This is a genomic window from Pelagibaculum spongiae (genome assembly GCF_003097315.1).
Classification (GTDB): domain Bacteria; phylum Pseudomonadota; class Gammaproteobacteria; order Enterobacterales; family Pelagibaculaceae; genus Pelagibaculum; species Pelagibaculum spongiae.
This window is the reverse complement of the sequence record NZ_QDDL01000017.1, coordinates 52,735-68,877: the sequence shown is the minus strand read 5'-3', so window position 1 is coordinate 68,877 and position 16,143 is coordinate 52,735. Positions and strand designations below refer to the sequence as shown.

General features: G+C 45.0%; 14 protein-coding genes and 1 pseudogene. 3 read left to right on the top strand and 12 right to left on the bottom strand.

Features of this window, described 5'->3' with window-relative positions:
* A pseudogene (locus DC094_RS21770) lies at positions 1 to 217 on the top strand (IS66 family transposase); the annotation flags it as partial.
* A 101-nt stretch (positions 218 to 318) separates the two neighbouring features.
* On the opposite strand, the gene DC094_RS21765 reads toward DC094_RS21770, so the two are convergent.
* From DC094_RS21765 to ffh, 12 genes are all read right to left on the bottom strand, one after another.
* Complete coding sequence (locus DC094_RS21765) at positions 319 to 2,346, bottom strand: hypothetical protein (RefSeq protein WP_116689238.1); 2,028 nt, start codon at positions 2,344 to 2,346, stop codon at positions 319 to 321.
* Between the two features lie 296 nt (positions 2,347 to 2,642).
* On the bottom strand, positions 2,643 to 4,028 hold the full coding sequence (thrC, locus tag DC094_RS21760) for a threonine synthase (protein WP_116689237.1): 1,386 nt from the start codon (positions 4,026 to 4,028) through the stop codon (positions 2,643 to 2,645).
* A gap of 14 nt (positions 4,029 to 4,042) precedes the next feature.
* Positions 4,043 to 5,353: a homoserine dehydrogenase gene (locus DC094_RS21755; protein WP_116689236.1), complete on the bottom strand. Its 1,311-nt coding sequence runs from the start codon at positions 5,351 to 5,353 to the stop codon at positions 4,043 to 4,045.
* Positions 5,350 to 6,564: an alanine transaminase gene (gene alaC, locus DC094_RS21750; RefSeq protein WP_116689235.1), complete on the bottom strand. Its 1,215-nt coding sequence runs from the start codon at positions 6,562 to 6,564 to the stop codon at positions 5,350 to 5,352. Before alaC ends, DC094_RS21755 begins: the two co-directional genes overlap by 4 nt.
* A 328-nt stretch (positions 6,565 to 6,892) precedes the next feature.
* Complete coding sequence (locus DC094_RS21745) at positions 6,893 to 7,648, bottom strand: DsbC family protein (protein ID WP_158527426.1); 756 nt, start codon at positions 7,646 to 7,648, stop codon at positions 6,893 to 6,895.
* 86 nt (positions 7,649 to 7,734) lie between these two features.
* Positions 7,735 to 8,658 carry a site-specific tyrosine recombinase XerD gene (xerD, locus tag DC094_RS21740; RefSeq protein ID WP_116689233.1) on the bottom strand — a complete coding sequence of 308 codons (924 nt, stop codon included), beginning with the start codon at positions 8,656 to 8,658 and terminating at the stop codon, positions 7,735 to 7,737.
* A 32-nt stretch (positions 8,659 to 8,690) separates the two neighbouring features.
* On the bottom strand, positions 8,691 to 10,130 hold the full coding sequence (locus DC094_RS21735) for a glycosyltransferase (RefSeq protein WP_116689232.1): 1,440 nt from the start codon (positions 10,128 to 10,130) through the stop codon (positions 8,691 to 8,693).
* Between the two features lie 144 nt (positions 10,131 to 10,274).
* On the bottom strand, positions 10,275 to 10,634 hold the full coding sequence (gene rplS, locus DC094_RS21730; protein WP_116689231.1) for a 50S ribosomal protein L19: 360 nt from the start codon (positions 10,632 to 10,634) through the stop codon (positions 10,275 to 10,277).
* Between the two features lie 35 nt (positions 10,635 to 10,669).
* Entirely contained in the window at positions 10,670 to 11,407 is a 738-nt protein-coding gene (trmD, locus tag DC094_RS21725; protein WP_116689230.1) for a tRNA (guanosine(37)-N1)-methyltransferase TrmD, read from the bottom strand.
* Entirely contained in the window at positions 11,407 to 11,928 is a 522-nt protein-coding gene (rimM, locus tag DC094_RS21720; RefSeq protein WP_158527425.1) for a ribosome maturation factor RimM, read from the bottom strand. Before rimM ends, trmD begins: the two co-directional genes overlap by 1 nt.
* 15 nt (positions 11,929 to 11,943) lie before the next feature.
* Positions 11,944 to 12,189, bottom strand: a complete 246-nt coding sequence (gene rpsP / locus DC094_RS21715) for a 30S ribosomal protein S16 (RefSeq protein WP_116689228.1) — start codon at positions 12,187 to 12,189, stop codon at positions 11,944 to 11,946.
* Positions 12,190 to 12,366: 177 nt separating this feature from the next.
* On the bottom strand, positions 12,367 to 13,737 hold the full coding sequence (gene ffh, locus DC094_RS21710; protein WP_116689227.1) for a signal recognition particle protein: 1,371 nt from the start codon (positions 13,735 to 13,737) through the stop codon (positions 12,367 to 12,369).
* 239 nt (positions 13,738 to 13,976) lie between these two features.
* Between ffh and DC094_RS21705 the strand changes: the two genes are divergently transcribed.
* Together DC094_RS21705 and DC094_RS21700 are read left to right on the top strand one after the other, a co-directional pair.
* Positions 13,977 to 14,771 (top strand): cytochrome C assembly family protein, encoded by a 795-nt coding sequence (locus DC094_RS21705; RefSeq protein ID WP_116689226.1) that lies wholly within the window; start codon positions 13,977 to 13,979, stop codon positions 14,769 to 14,771.
* Positions 14,772 to 14,841: 70 nt separating this feature from the next.
* Positions 14,842 to 16,143: an HlyC/CorC family transporter gene (locus DC094_RS21700; protein WP_116689225.1), complete on the top strand. Its 1,302-nt coding sequence runs from the start codon at positions 14,842 to 14,844 to the stop codon at positions 16,141 to 16,143.

The following is a 16,143-nucleotide window of genomic DNA, read 5'->3' as shown; positions in this document are numbered from 1 at the left end:
CAATAATCAGGGTGAACGGGACTTCCGTATGAGCAAGGTTCAGCAGAAGATATCAGGCTGCTTCCGCTCATGGGATGGCGTGAAAGCGTATTGCAGAATCCGGAGCTATATATCGACCTGCCAAAAACATGGGGTCGGTGTTGGGGAAGCTTTGTCGTTATTATTTGCGGGTAAATGGCCGGACTTTATTCAGGAGAAATTGGATCGGTTGGTGTGACATGCTGAATGGTTACAAAATAAAATACAAAAAAAACGGACCCAATAATTGAGTCCGTTTTTTATTTATCGCGCCTATTTATTCGGCACGTTTTCTAGCAATTATTCATCACACAAATTAATGCTACCACCATTTGGATCGGCGGCTAATTGTGCTTTAGCTGCTGCAGAAATTGGCTCTAAATCAATACCGATTGCCAAGAAAGCTTGGTTGTCGGCGCTTGGGTTCCAAACATCTTTCACTACAATTTTGGTGTTACCCAGAGCAGGCAGAGGAATTGCCGAGCTGGCCAGCGCAAAAATGTCCGGCATAATCATTGGTATCAATTGCTTCAGCAGACTATCTGCTAATTTAGTAGAACCTTTGATTAATCCTTTATTAGATAAATCGACCACTCGGATTTGTGGATCACCTTCGATGCTAATTTGCAGCTGGTTTTTGTCATTAACGCTAACGGATACTGGCAACTGCAGATCAGCAGTGACTGCCATCAGCGTGCTGTATTTCTCTTTAGACTTGTTATAAACCTGCAAATCAAAAGTGAAATCTTGCAAACGAACACTTGCACCGCCTTCAGATTGATCGTGAACAATCAACGCTGGAGCAGCAGAACCGTTGGTTTGCACTCGAACATCTAGCTCACCGTCTTCTGGCAATGAACCACCCAAACTGATCAGATCACCAATTTGCAGGCCAGATGCCTTGTCATAATTAATATTCAACAAACCAGCGCGATAGGCTTCCATTAACACTTGGTTAATCGTGTTAGAAGATACCACTGCCGCCAATTGAACTTGCTTACCATCGGAAGTCATACGCGGTAATTGCGAAGGCAACTGGCCAGGTGCGAAATAAGAACCAAGTGGTGGAACCACATCAGCCGACTGCGGCAAGTTAAATGCAGCAGAAATGCCCAATTCCAAACCACCTTGTGAGGTATTAAATGATTGCGCAGTAAATGCAACATTTAAACAGCTTTCAGCAACCGGAATAGAAACATCACTTGGCACTAAGTCACTTAGAATGCCGTTAAATGCTTCACTTAAGCGAGCATCAATTAAGCCATCGGCAATATCGATAATAACGCTAGCGAATCCTTGATAGAAAAATGATAAGAAATCAGTGAACCAGCCAGGTAGGCTTGGATGAGTATATTTCAGACCATTAACGTCAATATCCAACCCTTCTAACGAGGTCGTGATTTTGCCGTTTTGGATATTCAGCACAATATCGGTAGCAACTTCAATATCACCCGAAGTAGTGCCATTGAACCAGATTGGAGGAACAACATCTAGCGGATCCCAAGTATCGACTCGGGCGGTTGTGGTTGCACTAAATGAAGGAATACGTGCATGTAGCCGCAAACGATTGCCACTTAACACCTGCAAATTAGCAGTAATGCCATTACCCAATGTCATTTCGTCAATATAAAAACGATATCGACTGGCTAATGTTGTATCTAGTACCGGTTCATTGCCAATTAAAGCTTTAAAGTCCAAGCCCTGTAGAACACGGATAACCGTATTTTTTAATGGTTCAATGCCAATAGCGTTAACTCGCGCCGCTAGCGCTGGGTCAAACTGTTCACCAGGCTCAGCAAATTGAACATTGCTGTTATTACCAAATGCGTCTTGAGCATCAAAAATATAACGGCTACTTGGTTGATGCTCGATGCTAAATTTCTGATCATCATCCAGAGTAACTTCTTGGCCATTTAATGATACCGACACCGCATTGCCCGGATCATAAACATAACCATTTATGGTGCCATCTTGCACACCCAGCAAATGAACTTCTGGACCGATCAGATCGTAATAGAAAGTGCGCTGAGCAGATGATTTACCTGCTTCCACTGCGAAAGTATTCTCGCCTGCATTCATCAAACTTGACAAGTCACCGACCGAAGTCGCTGTTAGGTTTTCGGTATCTAGAACAAAGCTGTCGAATACCTGACCATTAATTGTTGCAGTAAAGCTTTCTGGGATTTGCTTAGTAAAAGCAATGCGAAATTCTGGCTGCTGATTATCAACACTGTCTTTCTCTGGAGAAACAATCTCGATAGCAGGCTTACACCCTGTGGCCAAAATTCCAGCGACAGCAATCAAGCCAATTTTTGAAATATTACTCATGCAACAATTTCCCTGTTTTATTATGACTTCTTATGGTCAGGGTTTAGGGCCTTTAAATAGACCTCGGGTTATACCTAAACCACCTCAATATGCAGAAACCGGCACCTTAAAGTGACTTGGGTATATATTTTCGGAACAGGCGCATTGTGCCGCCATTGCACGATATTGATCAACATCAATTTGTCGAATTGTATTACCCAAATAAAAAAGACCTGCCCAAATGGACAGGTCTTTGTTTCGTTTAGGGTATCCGGGTAACAAATCGCCCAGTACTATGGTTCACCCCAAAATTCGAATCAGATTCGTGCGGTCACGAATTCCTGAACCGTTTCCATAGTCGCTTCCATCACATATTGGCTTTCTGGTCTGTCGAACAAATCAGCCAAATGCTCAGGCAGACTTGGAGACTCCAAACCCGAACGAATAATCGCATCAGGAAATTTAACCGGATGCGCTGTCGCTAAACAAACAATTGGCGTTTGCTCAGACTTGCGACACTTCTCTGCCGCATAAACACCAATCGCAGTATGTGGATCTAACAGATATTCATTGTCTTTCCACACTCGCTCAATCACTGAACAAGTTGTCGCATCATCAGCTCGAGCACTAGAGAACAGTGACTTAAGCTTATTAACTTGATTGATACTCAAGCTGGCAGAACCATCGTCCATATCTGCCATTAATGCCGACAGCTTTTCACCGTCTTGGTCGCATAAATCGAACAACAATCGCTCAAAATTACTGGAAACCATAATATCCATACTTGGAGATAAGGTATGTTCCAGTGATTCTTGCTGGGCATTATTGTCAGAAATAATCCGATGCAGAATATCATTGCTATTAGTTGCAACAATTAACTGCTCAATCGGCAAGCCCATTTTCTTAGCTAGGTAACCGGCAAAAATATCGCCAAAATTACCGGTTGGCACAGAAAAGCTCACCGGACGACCCGGCGCGCCAAGGGTAATGGCCGCATGAAAATAGTAAACAATCTGCGCCATGATTCTGGCCCAGTTAATTGAATTGACTGCAACCAGTCGCTTACCTTTTAGGAAATCCTGATTAGCGAAGCTTTTCTTTACGATACGCTGACAGTCATCGAAGTTACCGGTAACCGCCAAGTTATAAATGTTATCGCTCAGAATAGTGGTCATTTGACGGCGCTGAACTTCAGACACTCGCTGGTGTGGATGCAGAATGAAAATATCAAGATTTTCACAACGTCTGCAGCCTTCAATTGCCGCAGAACCTGTATCACCTGAAGTTGCCCCCATAATGACCACACGTTCTTTACGCCGCTCAAGCACTTTATCTAGCAAACGACCCAGCAATTGCAGAGCGAAATCTTTAAAGGCCAAGGTTGGGCCATGGAATAATTCCATCACATGGAGTGACGGACCAACCTGAACTAAAGGTGCTACTGCTTTGTGGGCAAAACCAGCATAGGTCTCAGCCAGAATTTCTTTTAATTCTTCATCACCAAACGCATCAGCAACAAACGGCTGGATAATCTTAAATGCCAGCTCGTGATAGGCCAATCCAGACCAGGATGCTATTTCCTCGGCACTGAATTTAGGCAGGGTTTCTGGCACATACAGGCCACCATCACTGGCTAGCCCTGCCAACAACACATCTTCAAAACCCAACGCGGGCGCTTGGCCGCGAGTACTGATGTACTTCATTTTGCCTCCAGGCGTTAGTCCAGATGATCCATGCGGATCCGAACGACTGAGCCGCTAACCGGCTTTAAAGCTTCGATGCGTTCAATCGCCTGATTCAAACGTTGCTCTTCAACAACATGGGTTAATAGAATCAGTGGAATTCGAGTTTCACCTTCACGAGGCTCTTTCTGGATGATCGCTTCAATGCTGATATCCAGTTCGCCCAAAATACTAGCAACGCTGGCCATTACACCGGCGCGGTCCAATACTTCGATTCTCAGATAATACGCAGAGCTGATTTGATCAATCGATAGTAAATTATCTTCACCCAACTGATCGGCAGCAAAACCGGTATGGGCGACACGATGTGCGGCCAAACCTTCCAGACTGCGAACTAAATCAATCACATCAGCCAACACTGCAGAAGCCGTAGGCTCAGCGCCCGCACCCGGGCCGTAATAGAAAGTGTTGCCGACCGCATCACCATTAACCATTACCGCATTCATTACACCGTCAACCTTGCCCAACATATTGCTGGCAGGCACCAGTGTTGGATGCACTCGCATTTCAATACCCGCTTGAGAACGACGAGCAATACCCAAATGCTTGATCACATAACCCAGCTCACCAGCGTAGATTACGTCTTGCGGGGTGATTTTACTGATGCCTTCGGTATAAACCTTGTCAAACTTCAGCGGAATACCATAGGCAATTGAAGCCAGAATGGTCAGTTTGTGCGCAGCATCGATACCTTCAACGTCAAAGGTAGGATCGGCCTCGGCATAACCCAGCTCTTGGGCTTCTTTTAATACATCGGAAAACTCACGACCTTTGTCGCGCATTTCAGACAGAATGAAATTACCGGTGCCATTAATAATGCCAGCCAGCCATTCAATCCGATTCGCGGAAAGACCTTCGCGCAATGCCTTGATGATAGGAATACCACCGGCAACACCCGCTTCATAAAAAATACTGACGCCTTTCTTTTCAGCAGCAGCAAAAATTTCATTACCACATTCTGCAATCAAAGCCTTATTGGCTGTGACCACATGCTTGCCCAGAGAAATTGCTTCCAGCACCAGTTCTTTAGCCAGCCCACAACCACCGATCAGTTCTACAACCAAATCCAGCTCGGGGTTACGTACGACTTCAAACGGATCTTCCGTTAACAAAATCCCTTGGGTGTCACAAATTCGCTCGCGGCCCAAACTTCTGACTGCTGCATGTACCACCTCTATAGGACGTCCGGCGCGGCGCGCGATTTCTTCGCTATTACGCTGCAGCACATTGACTGTCCCACCACCGACTGTTCCCAGTCCGAGCAACCCTATTTTGACCGGTTTCAAACCTTGTTATCCTCTGTACTTATCAGTCCATCAGCACGAAACATTTCTTTGATGCCTCGAACTGCCTGGCGGGTACGATGCTCATTTTCAATCAAGCCGAATCGGACATGATCATCACCATACTCACCAAATCCTATCCCAGGTGCCACTGCCACCCGAGCATCCTTCAATAGCTTTTTGCAGAACTCTAAAGAGCCCATCTGCCGATAGGCTTCTGGAATACGCGCCCAAACAAACATAGTTGCTTTGGGTACCGCCACTGGCCAGCCAATACGTTGCAAGCCGGAGCACAGTACATCACGGCGCTCCTGGTAACGATCTCGTATTTCACTGACACATTCTTGTGGCCCTTCCAGTGCTGCAATGGCGGCTACCTGAATCGGAGTAAATGTCCCGTAATCCAGATAGGATTTTATTCTCGCCAAAGCACCGATCAGCTCTGAGTTTCCGCAACAAAAGCCTACTCGCCAACCGGGCATGTTATAGCTTTTCGATAATGAATAGAACTCTACCGCAATATCCTTCGCCCCTTCGACCTGCAAAATCGACGGTGCTTGGTAACCATCAAAAACAATATCGGCATAGGCGAGATCTTGAACCACCCATACCTGATGTTCTTTACAGATTTCGACGACCCGCTCGTAAAACGCCAAATCGACACATTGGGCAGTCGGATTACCCGGAAAGTTCAGTACCAGCATCTTCGGTTTTGGCCAGCTGGTTTTAATCGCCTTGGAAAGCTCGTCAAAAAAATCGACATCTGCAGTTAATGGCACATGCCGAATATCGGCACCGGCAATTACAAAGCCATAGGGATGAATTGGATAGGAAGGATTGGGTACCAGAATCGCATCACCTGGCCCAGTGGTTGCTAACGCTAAGTGCGCCAAGCCTTCTTTAGAACCAATGGTGACAATCGCTTCACTGTCTGGGTCTAAATCCACCTGATAACGACGTTGGTACCAGTCGCAAATGGCTTTGCGTAACCGGGGAATTCCTTTGGAAGCAGAGTAACGATGAGTATCGCTACGCAGTACGGTTTCTCGAAGTTTTTCGACAATATGCTCAGGCGTTGGCTGGTCCGGGTTGCCCATGCCGAAATCGATAATGTCTTCGCCTCTGGTTCTGGCCTCAGCTTTCAGCTGATTGACAATATTGAACACATAAGGAGGAAGGCGTTGAATTCTTGGAAATTTTTCTGATTGGCTCATTGTTTTGTCACTCCTGTCCTGCAACAGCAGTCTGCCATGGCTTAAGCAGATTGAGCAATACACTTGAAGAGACTTTGAGTGAATATTTTTCGTGATCTTTTCTAGGTGAATAGCTTCTGAAAACAACTTATTATGATCACTCTCCTATTAACTACTCATTAGCCTTGGATTTAAAGCAGCTAATTTAATACAGAACAATTAACAAAAATAAATTCATATTAAAAAATTTAAATGGCATAAAAAAATGCCGCCCTTCATTATTACTTATGAAGTGCGGCATTTTTTTTCAAACAACTAATCTGACGATTGCTTGCTTATAAAAACAATATTACAAACCCATCTGAGCCAAAATAGCTGCTGCTGGGCGATAGCCTGGAATCAAAGTACCATCGGCCATTGCAATGGCTGGCGTACCCGTCACACCGAGCTTTTGCACCAAACTATAATGCGCATCAACTGGTTGATCGTCGCAGGTTAAGTCACGCTTAAACGACTGCTGCTTTTTCGCTTTGTTCATTGCTTGCTGTGGATCTTTAGCACAATAAATTGAAACCAGATCGGTATAAGCGCGTGAACCAATACCTGCTCTAGGGAATGCCAGGTAAGTCACTTTAACGCCGGCTTTATTCAAAGCTGGAATTTCGGCATGCAACTTGCGGCAATAAGGGCAAGTAATGTCAGTAAACACTTTAATTTCTGCTTTTTGTTCACCCACTGCTGGGTAACTAATACCTTGAACATCGGCTAACAATTGCTTGCGCTGCTTGTTTTTCTTTTGCTCAGTCAAATTTACCAAACGATCGCTGGTCAACTGGTACAAGCTGCCTGCTAGCATGTATTTGCCATCGGCAGAGAAATAAACTGTTTGGCCAGAGCCTTTCAGTTCAACTTCATAAATGCCTGCCATACCTGTTTTCTTCACTTCACCAATACCATCATCGGATGGGATGATCGGTGTAAGTGCTTTTTCAATGGTTGCTCTCACTTCAGCCAGTGAATCTTCAGCTTGTGCCAGTGGCGCAAACATAAATGAAACTGCGGCAGCAATTGCAACCAGCGCTCCAGTAATCTTTTGGTTTTGCATTGAAGTCCTCGGAATATGCATTTTCGGGCAAAGTATCATATCTACCGCATTTAGACACCTGAAGCGATATGGGTTCCCTAATCGATTCAACTTCTCGGGTGATGCTGTTGATAAATCTCTTGTAACCTGACTTTAGTCACATGGGTGTAGATCTGAGTGGTCGACAAATCAGCGTGACCTAACAATAGCTGAACCACTCGCAAATCGGCACCATGGGCTAACAAATGGGTGGCAAATGCATGGCGAAGGGTATGCGGAGATAACATATCCTCAGCTATTCCAATTTGCCGCGCATACACTTTAATTCGATACCAAAAAGTTTGCCGGGTCATTTGGCTGCCGCGGTTACTGGGAAATAATACATCGGTTGGCGCCTTTAACAGCAAACTTCTCGCTTGCTTCATATATTGCTCGATCCATTGAAGCGCAGTTTCACCGAGTGGCACCAATCGCTCTTTCTTACCCTTACCCATCACCCGAACCAAACCTTGGTTGCGATTAATCTGATCTACCGTCAGTGAAATTAATTCCGTCACTCGCAGGCCAGTGGCGTATAACAACTCCAACATAGCCCGATCTCTTAAGCCGATAGGCTCTTCTATATCGGGTGATTCCAGCAAAGCATCGACTTGTAACTCAGATAAATCATTAGGCAACGAACGGCCAATTTTCGGCATTTGCAACTTAGTTGCAGGGTTATCTTTACGGTAATTATTTTGTTGCAGCCACAAATAGAAACGACGAAAACTGGAGATTAATCGGGCGGTGGTTCGAGGGCTTACGTTATCGTCACAGCGCTTTGCTAGATAAGCCAGCAACTGATCTTCATTGGCTTTTTTTAAACCGGTAGCGGCATTAGTCGCCTGAAGAAAACGATCAAATCCTGATAAATCTGAACGATAAGCCGCCAAGCTCCGTTCACCTAAACCTTCATCTAACCAGAGGGATTGGCAGAAATCATCGAGAAGCACTTCGATTGCTCGATCAAGCACTACTTTACTATTAGGCATAGCCGAGAAACCAACTTTGAGAAAAAATCATATTACCACTCAATTGATCTAAAATTTTTGACCATGTCTTTCTTTGCCCAGCTATTGTTTATTTTTTTAAATAGACCCTGCTTTATATAAAAATGATACGCACTTGAGTTCGATCCTGAAGCATTCAAATGAAATTCTAACGGCATACAGCGATCCATTTCAAACCCCAAACCACTATAAGAAGTCCTCATAGCACCAGAGCTTTCTTTTGAAACATCAACTCTTAATGTATTCCACAAGGCAAAATGAAGCGGATAAATATCAAACGTAAGGTGAAAATCAGGCAAATCACCATTGTAACTCATCCCCATGATTTCTCTTCTATGATTTGCAACCACTCCGTTTGTACGATATAGCTCCGACGAATATATTGCTTGTAACATAAAGTCTAATTGTCTCGCAGAAAAGTCAGATTTACGCTCACCAACATACATCATTGTATTTTCAAGAAAGGGAAACAATTGAGCATTGCGACTCGAAAAATCTTGCAACATATCTTCAAAGCCATTTGCCATTCGTTTAGGATCCATATTCATCTGGCGTAAATAGGGACTACAAATGAATGGTAAATAAACAGAGCTTGCTATTGGTGAAAATGGCTCGAGATTTATCGCAAGCTCTTCCGTTTCTATCGGTTTGCTAGCAAACACTACAGGGGGCACTTGCTGCACTGAGAAATCAATATAAAACCCCCCGTACAAGTACAAAATAATGGCCCTAATGATGTCACACGCCTCTGCATATTCTTTTTGTAGAATAAGCGCCCTTGCAAAAACAAAAAGATGCCTGCCTTCAGGAAACTGTGAATAAGCTTCTTCTAGCAAATAATCTATGCTTCGAATTTTCAGATTTGAGAATTTTGCAATGTGATCATAACTTCCATTAAGCAGCTGAATATTACTTGTCCATAAAACATGCTCGATTTCAGGTACACCTTTACAGCTTTTTTTCCAATGCTCAGCCACCTTAATATCTGAAGCACAGACACTCCTGAATAAATTCTCATCAGGAAAAGCCCCCAACCAAACCCTATGTGTTTTAGCGACTCCAATCTTAGTATTAGGGACTGGTGAAGAAATCTTGAGAATTGAACAAATTGAACGAAAAGCAGTAACAACATTAGCCAACAACTTAATTTGAGTTTCTAGGCTAAAATCCCGCAACTCAATCCTGGCTGTTTGAGAAAGGTCACAAACACAAAGCTCTGAATTTTCATGCCTAAGCAACAATACCTTCCAAGAATGTTCAGCAATATATTCAAAATAACTTTGCTTTATAAGACACGAATACGACCAAACGCTCTCGTAAGAGCTTGAAAGGCATGCTATTTCTTGGAACTTTAAAGGCAGCTTAGCCAAGTCATCAGCCATTTCAAATTCAGGCATACCAAACAAAGTATCTTGAAAACATTTTAATGCTTCAGCTAAGCGCTCGGTAAGCATGTAAATCCTACGGCTATAAAAATTAACAACTTATAGGCTAGCACTCTCTTACAAGAAACAGTATTTACAAGGATTAAAACCAAAACCAAAAAAACGGGCAAGATCCGAAGACCTTGCCCGTTTTTGAGAAACAATTCCGAAGAATTACTTCTTGGCAGCAAGCTTTTCTTTGATTCGAGCAGCTTTACCGCGCAGTTCACGCAAGTAGTACAGCTTGGCTTGACGCACATCACCGCGACGAACGATAGTGATGCTGTCAACGATTGGGCTGTGAGTCTGGAACGCACGCTCAACACCTTCACCGTAAGAAATCTTACGAACTGTGAATGCTGAGTTCAGGCCGCGGTTACGCTTAGCGATAACAACACCTTCGAACGACTGCAGACGCTCACGAGTACCTTCTTTTACCTTAACCTTAACTACCACTGTGTCGCCTGGTGCGAACGATGGCAGGTCTTGCTTCATCTGTTCAGACTCAATGGCCTGAATGATCTTGTTCTTCATGATTAGCTCCTAACCCGTAACCTTTTAAGAAATGGTTATTCCATTTCCTGAATGAATTCATCCAGAAGCGTTTGCTGTTTTTTGTCGAGTTGCAATTTTTCCAGTAAATCCGGGCGTCGTTGCCAGGTTCTACCTAATGACTGCTTCATACGCCATTGACGGATATGTGCATGATTTCCACCGAGTAAAACGTCAGGCACTTTCACGCCGTCAATTTCTTCGGGCCTCGTATAATGAGGATGATCCAACAAGCCAGAGACAAAAGAGTCTTCAACTGCGGAATCTGCATGCCCTAATGCGCCCGGCAATAACCGAATCACACCATCCATCAGCGTCATGGCAGGCAATTCACCACCACTCAACACATAATCACCTAGCGATATTTCTTCATCGACTAGATTATTCAACAAACGCTCATCAATGCCTTCGTAACGACCGGCTACCAGAATCATTCCGGGCAGCTCACTGAATCTTTGCAAAGTTGCTTGATCCAGCACCTTTCCTTGCGGGGAAAGGTAGACCACTGGTGCGCCTTGAGGCGCTTGCGCTTTTGCGATTTCAATCGCATCACGCAATGGTTGAACTTTCATCACCATGCCAGGACCACCACCAAAGGGGCGATCATCGACTGTTGATCTTTTATCGGGTGCGTAATCTCGTGGATTCCAAAAGTTGACCTTGGCTATTTCCCGGGTAAATGCTCGACCTGATACACCTTGTAAGGTAATCGCATCAAACATTTCAGGAAATAAGGTCACAATATCGAACCGCACTAAAACTCCGGATCCCAATCAACCGTCATTTGCTGTGCTTTGAGGTCAACCTCTAACACAACGTCATCTGGCAGAAACGGTAATACGTGTTCTTTTCGCTCGCCTTTATATTGGCCACGGATCACAAGAACATCGTTAGAACCGGTTTCCATTAAGTGATGAATTTTGCCAAGCGCGAAACCTTCGCGAGTGACAACATTCAAACCTTCCAGGTCTGTCCAGTAATAATCGCCTTCATCTAAATTGGGCAGTAACCTGCGTTCAATTAGAATATTGCTTCCGGTCAGGCTCTTCGCCTGATCGCAGTCGTTACTACAATCAACCTTGGCAAGATAATACTTGCCACTCGGACGTCTGCTCTCCACCTTTACCTGAGTACGCTGGCCATTTTTCTCCAGCACCCAGTTCGGGTGTTTAAAAACAGTTTCAGGGTCATCAGTAAAAGTCTGAACCCTTACCCAACCACGCAAACCATGCGCAGCACCAATTTGACCGAGAACTACCATTTCAGATTCAGACATCTTAGCCATTTCCAATTAAGCAGCTTGCTTTTGCTTGATCAGATTCGCTACGCGAGTAGAAGGCTGGGCACCTTTCTCAACCCAGTGAGTAATGCGATCCATGTCCAGACGCAATTTTTCCTCACCACCTTGAGCGATAGGGTTAAAGAAGCCAATACGCTCGATGTGACGACCATCGCGCGGGCTACGGCTGTCGGCTACCACGATGTGATAGAACGGACGTTTCTTAGAACCGCCACGAGACAGACGAATACTTACCATGAGTAATACCTCTTAGTTACCAGGTACCGGCGGTACAAATGCCCCGGCATAGCTGGTGGTTTACAATTGTGTCTGACGGAATGACAGACACAACGAAGCGGCGGATTCTAACGGAAAACAGCTGCCGATAAAAGCACCTTTTGCCGGTTAAACCTGCCGCTATCAATGAACGCTGAACTAGAACGGCATACCGCCACCGCCCGGTGGCATCATGCCTTTCATTCCACGCATCATATTCTTTAGACCACCCTTGCGGGTCATCTTTTTCATCATCTTTTGCATTTGCGCGAACTGCTTGAGCAAGCGGTTAACATCTTGCACCTGAGTACCAGAACCCATTGCAATACGACGCTTGCGCGAACCCTTGATTAACTCTGGGTGTTGGCGCTCTTTTGGTGTCATCGACTGGATCATGGCTTCCATTTGCTTCAATGGCTTATCACTGATCTTGCCTTTCATCTCTGCAGACATATTGCCCATACCCGGCAATTTATCCATCATCGACATGACACCGCCCATGTTGTTCATTTGCTGCAACTGGGCCATAAAGTCTTCTAGATCGAAGCCTTTACCTTTCTTTAACTTGGTCGCTAGCTTTTGCGCTTTTTCTTGGTCAACCTTTTGCTCCACTTCTTCGATGAGCGACAATACATCGCCCATGCCAAGAATTCGTGAAGCCATGCGGTCTGGGTGGAAAGGCTCTAATGCATCGAGCTTCTCACCACTACCGAGGAATTTAATCGGTTTGCCAGTTAAGTGGCGAATCGATAACGCTGCACCACCGCGTGCATCACCATCGGTTTTGGTAAGGATGACACCGGTTAATGGCAAAGCTTCATTAAATGCTTTGGCTGTATTGGCTGCATCCTGACCGGTCATACTATCGACCACGAACAAGGTTTCTACCGGATCAACCGTTTGATGAATGGCTTTAACCTCATCCATCATCGCTTCATCTATATGAAGTCGGCCGGCGGTATCGACAATCAGCACATCGGCAAAGCTGGTTTTGGCGAGCTCTAAAGCGTTGGCAACAATATCGACTGGCTTGGAAGTCAGTTCACTTGGACAGAATTGCGCACCTACTTGACCGGCAACTGTTTCCAGCTGCTTGATTGCCGCTGGACGATATACGTCAGCCGACACCATCAAGACAGATTTCTTTTCCCGTTCAATTAAGTAGCGCGCTAATTTACCGGCACTAGTGGTTTTACCTGCGCCTTGTAAACCTGCTAACAAAATCACGGCAGGTGGTTGCGCTTTTAGGTCGAGGCTTTCATTCGCCGCGCCCATTACGTCAACTAACTGTTCCTTGACCACTTTGATCATCGCCTGACCAGGCGACAGAGATTGTTGAACCTCCTGACCTAAAGCCCGTTCTTTTACGCTAGAGATAAATTCTCTAACCACAGGCAAGGCAACATCAGCTTCAAGTAACGCCATACGCACATCGCGCATTGCATCCTTAATGTTTTCCTCGGTCAATCGCCCCTGGCCGCTAAGATTTTTTAGCGTCCGATTGAGCCTTTCAGTGAGGTTCTCAAACATGAAACAGTTTCCGTAGATCAAAAATCAACAAAGTCGGCAATTGTAACGCGTTGCTTAACCTGACGACAGCCTGAGCGCAGGAATAGTCAAATTGAGCGATATTTTTTTGTTTTGAATGGCCAATCTGCAAGGTTTTCACTCACAACCTCAGATTTTCCTTATTAACCTTGAGTGCGGCGCTTTTACGGCGTAACCAATTGTGTAATCATTCAAGAATCATTCTCAATTCAGGCGCTCGCGTGACTGAGCTCAGTATTATTGCCGTTGCCGGCTACATTGCTGCCTTCGTGCTGATCCACCCAAAAGTGGTGACACCTTGCCCCACCAGCAGGATTTTTACTCTGCTCGCTGGCTTTATTGCTTTGGCCGCCCACGGCTGGCAATTGCATATGTGGATTGATACCGCTGCCGGACAAAACCTGAGTTTTTTTAATGTCACATCGATGGTGGCCTGGATTGCTGGCTTAATGGTCTGCTTGGGCGCTTTGCGTTATCCGCTCCATAATATGCTGTTGTTCACTACACCAATGGCGGCTTTATCTATTTTCTGTGCCAGTTTCATCGCCGGCGAAACCTTGCTGGTGTTAAAAGACAACCCACAGGCATTGGCACATATTCTGATTTCTCTGGCGGCTTACAGCATTCTTTTAGTGGCGGCGATTCAAGCTTTACTATTGCTTTATCTTGATCGACAACTTCACAAACATCGCAAACTTTCAATACTGAAGCTACTGCCTCCATTGCAAACCATGGAGCAGTTGTTATTCCAGATTCTATGGATTGGCTTTACCGCATTAGTGATCGCTTTAGCGACCGGCATCAGCTTTATGACCGATATGAGCCAACAAAAAGTTGCTCATCACACCGTGCTATCGATTATCGCAGCAACGGTAATTGGCGGTTTGTTATTCGGTCGCCACAGATATGGCTGGCGCGGTAAAACCGCAGTACGCTGGACTTTAATTGGCTATGGTTTATTACTGCTGGCCTATTTCGGCAGCAAGGCTGTGCTTGAGATGTTACTCGGTGCTTGATCTTGAGCCCAATTCCAATACCATCGGAATTTCAGCACTTTTAATATTCACTCAAAAAAAGGATCCTTAATTGGACGAGATCTCCACTGGTAGCATGTTGTTACTGCTGCTATTTCTGATTCTCTGTTCGGCTTTTTTTTCCAGCTCAGAAACTGGAATGATGGCACTGAACCGCTATCGGCTTAAGCATCTGGCAAAACAAGGCCACAAAGGTGCCAAGCGAGCTAGTAAGTTACTGGAACGGCCAGATCGATTGCTTGGTCTAATCCTTATCGGCAATAACTTCGTCAACATTTTGCTGACTTCTTTAGCCACCGCGCTAGCCATATCTCTATTGAGCGATGACAGCTTAGCCGTTGCCTTAACACCGGTAATTTTAACGCCCATCGTATTGATTTTTGCTGAAGTCGCGCCGAAAACACTGGCGGCACTCAATCCCGAAAAATTGGCATTTACCAGTTCAATTATCTTAAAGCCTTTACTGGTTTTAATGTATCCGCTGGTTTGGTTGGTCAACTGGATCTCCAATATTGTGGTTCGCATGCTCGGTGCTGATCCAAATAAAATGGACGGCGATAGCCTAAGCCAGGAAGAACTTCGCACTGTAGTTCATGAAGCTGGCGGCATGATTCCCAAACGCCACCAACAAATGTTGCTGAGCATTCTTGACCTGGAAAAGGTCACCGTAGAAGACATCATGATTCCGCGTACCGAACTCATCGGCATTGATCTGGAAGATGACTGGCAAGATATCGTTGAACAACTGGCAAATACTCAGCACACTCGCATCCCGGTGTTCGAAGGTGATATCAACAATATTCAGGGCATAGTTCACGCACGTAACGCACTGCATTTATTGGCCAAGGGCCGCTTCACTCGTGACACCTTGATGCAACAAATGCGCGATGCTTACTTCGTTCCTGAAGGCACGCCTCTGCATACCCAACTATTAAACTTTCAGCGTAAAAAGCGCAGAAATGGTCTGGTAGTTGATGAGTATGGTGATATTCAGGGCATGGTCACGCTGGAAGATATTCTGGAAGAAATTGTTGGTGAATTTACCACCGATACCGCTTCTTTAGATAAAGGCGTTCACCCCCAAGAAGATGGCTCATTTGTAGTTGATGGCGGTATTAGCATTCGCGAATTAAATCGCCTGTTATCTTTAACATTTCCTGAAGATGGACCAAAAACTTTATCTGGATTAATTACCGAATACCTAGAAGAAATCCCAGAGCAAGGTACCAGCATGCGCTTGGCAGGTTATCCGGTGGAAGTCATGCAAACCAAAGATAATACGGTAAAAAAAGCCCGGGTTTTACCCGAGCTTTTCGATGAAGCGAAAGCTAAACAGTTTTTAGATAATCGCTAA

What these genes read in the sequence shown, in the direction of transcription:
- DC094_RS21765 (WP_116689238.1), bottom strand. Translation starts at nt 2,346, where the DNA reads ATGAGTAATATTTCAAAAATTGGCTTGATTGCTGTCGCTGGAATTTTG.
- thrC (WP_116689237.1), bottom strand. Translation starts at nt 4,028, where the DNA reads ATGAAGTACATCAGTACTCGCGGCCAAGCGCCCGCGTTGGGTTTTGAA.
- alaC (WP_116689235.1), bottom strand. Translation starts at nt 6,564, where the DNA reads ATGAGCCAATCAGAAAAATTTCCAAGAATTCAACGCCTTCCTCCTTAT.
- DC094_RS21745 (WP_158527426.1), bottom strand. Translation starts at nt 7,648, where the DNA reads ATGCAAAACCAAAAGATTACTGGAGCGCTGGTTGCAATTGCTGCCGCA.
- xerD (WP_116689233.1), bottom strand. Translation starts at nt 8,658, where the DNA reads ATGCCTAATAGTAAAGTAGTGCTTGATCGAGCAATCGAAGTGCTTCTC.
- DC094_RS21735 (WP_116689232.1), bottom strand. Translation starts at nt 10,130, where the DNA reads ATGCTTACCGAGCGCTTAGCTGAAGCATTAAAATGTTTTCAAGATACT.
- rplS (WP_116689231.1), bottom strand. Translation starts at nt 10,634, where the DNA reads ATGAAGAACAAGATCATTCAGGCCATTGAGTCTGAACAGATGAAGCAA.
- rimM (WP_158527425.1), bottom strand. Translation starts at nt 11,928, where the DNA reads ATGTCTGAATCTGAAATGGTAGTTCTCGGTCAAATTGGTGCTGCGCAT.
- rpsP (WP_116689228.1), bottom strand. Translation starts at nt 12,189, where the DNA reads ATGGTAAGTATTCGTCTGTCTCGTGGCGGTTCTAAGAAACGTCCGTTC.
- ffh (WP_116689227.1), bottom strand. Translation starts at nt 13,737, where the DNA reads ATGTTTGAGAACCTCACTGAAAGGCTCAATCGGACGCTAAAAAATCTT.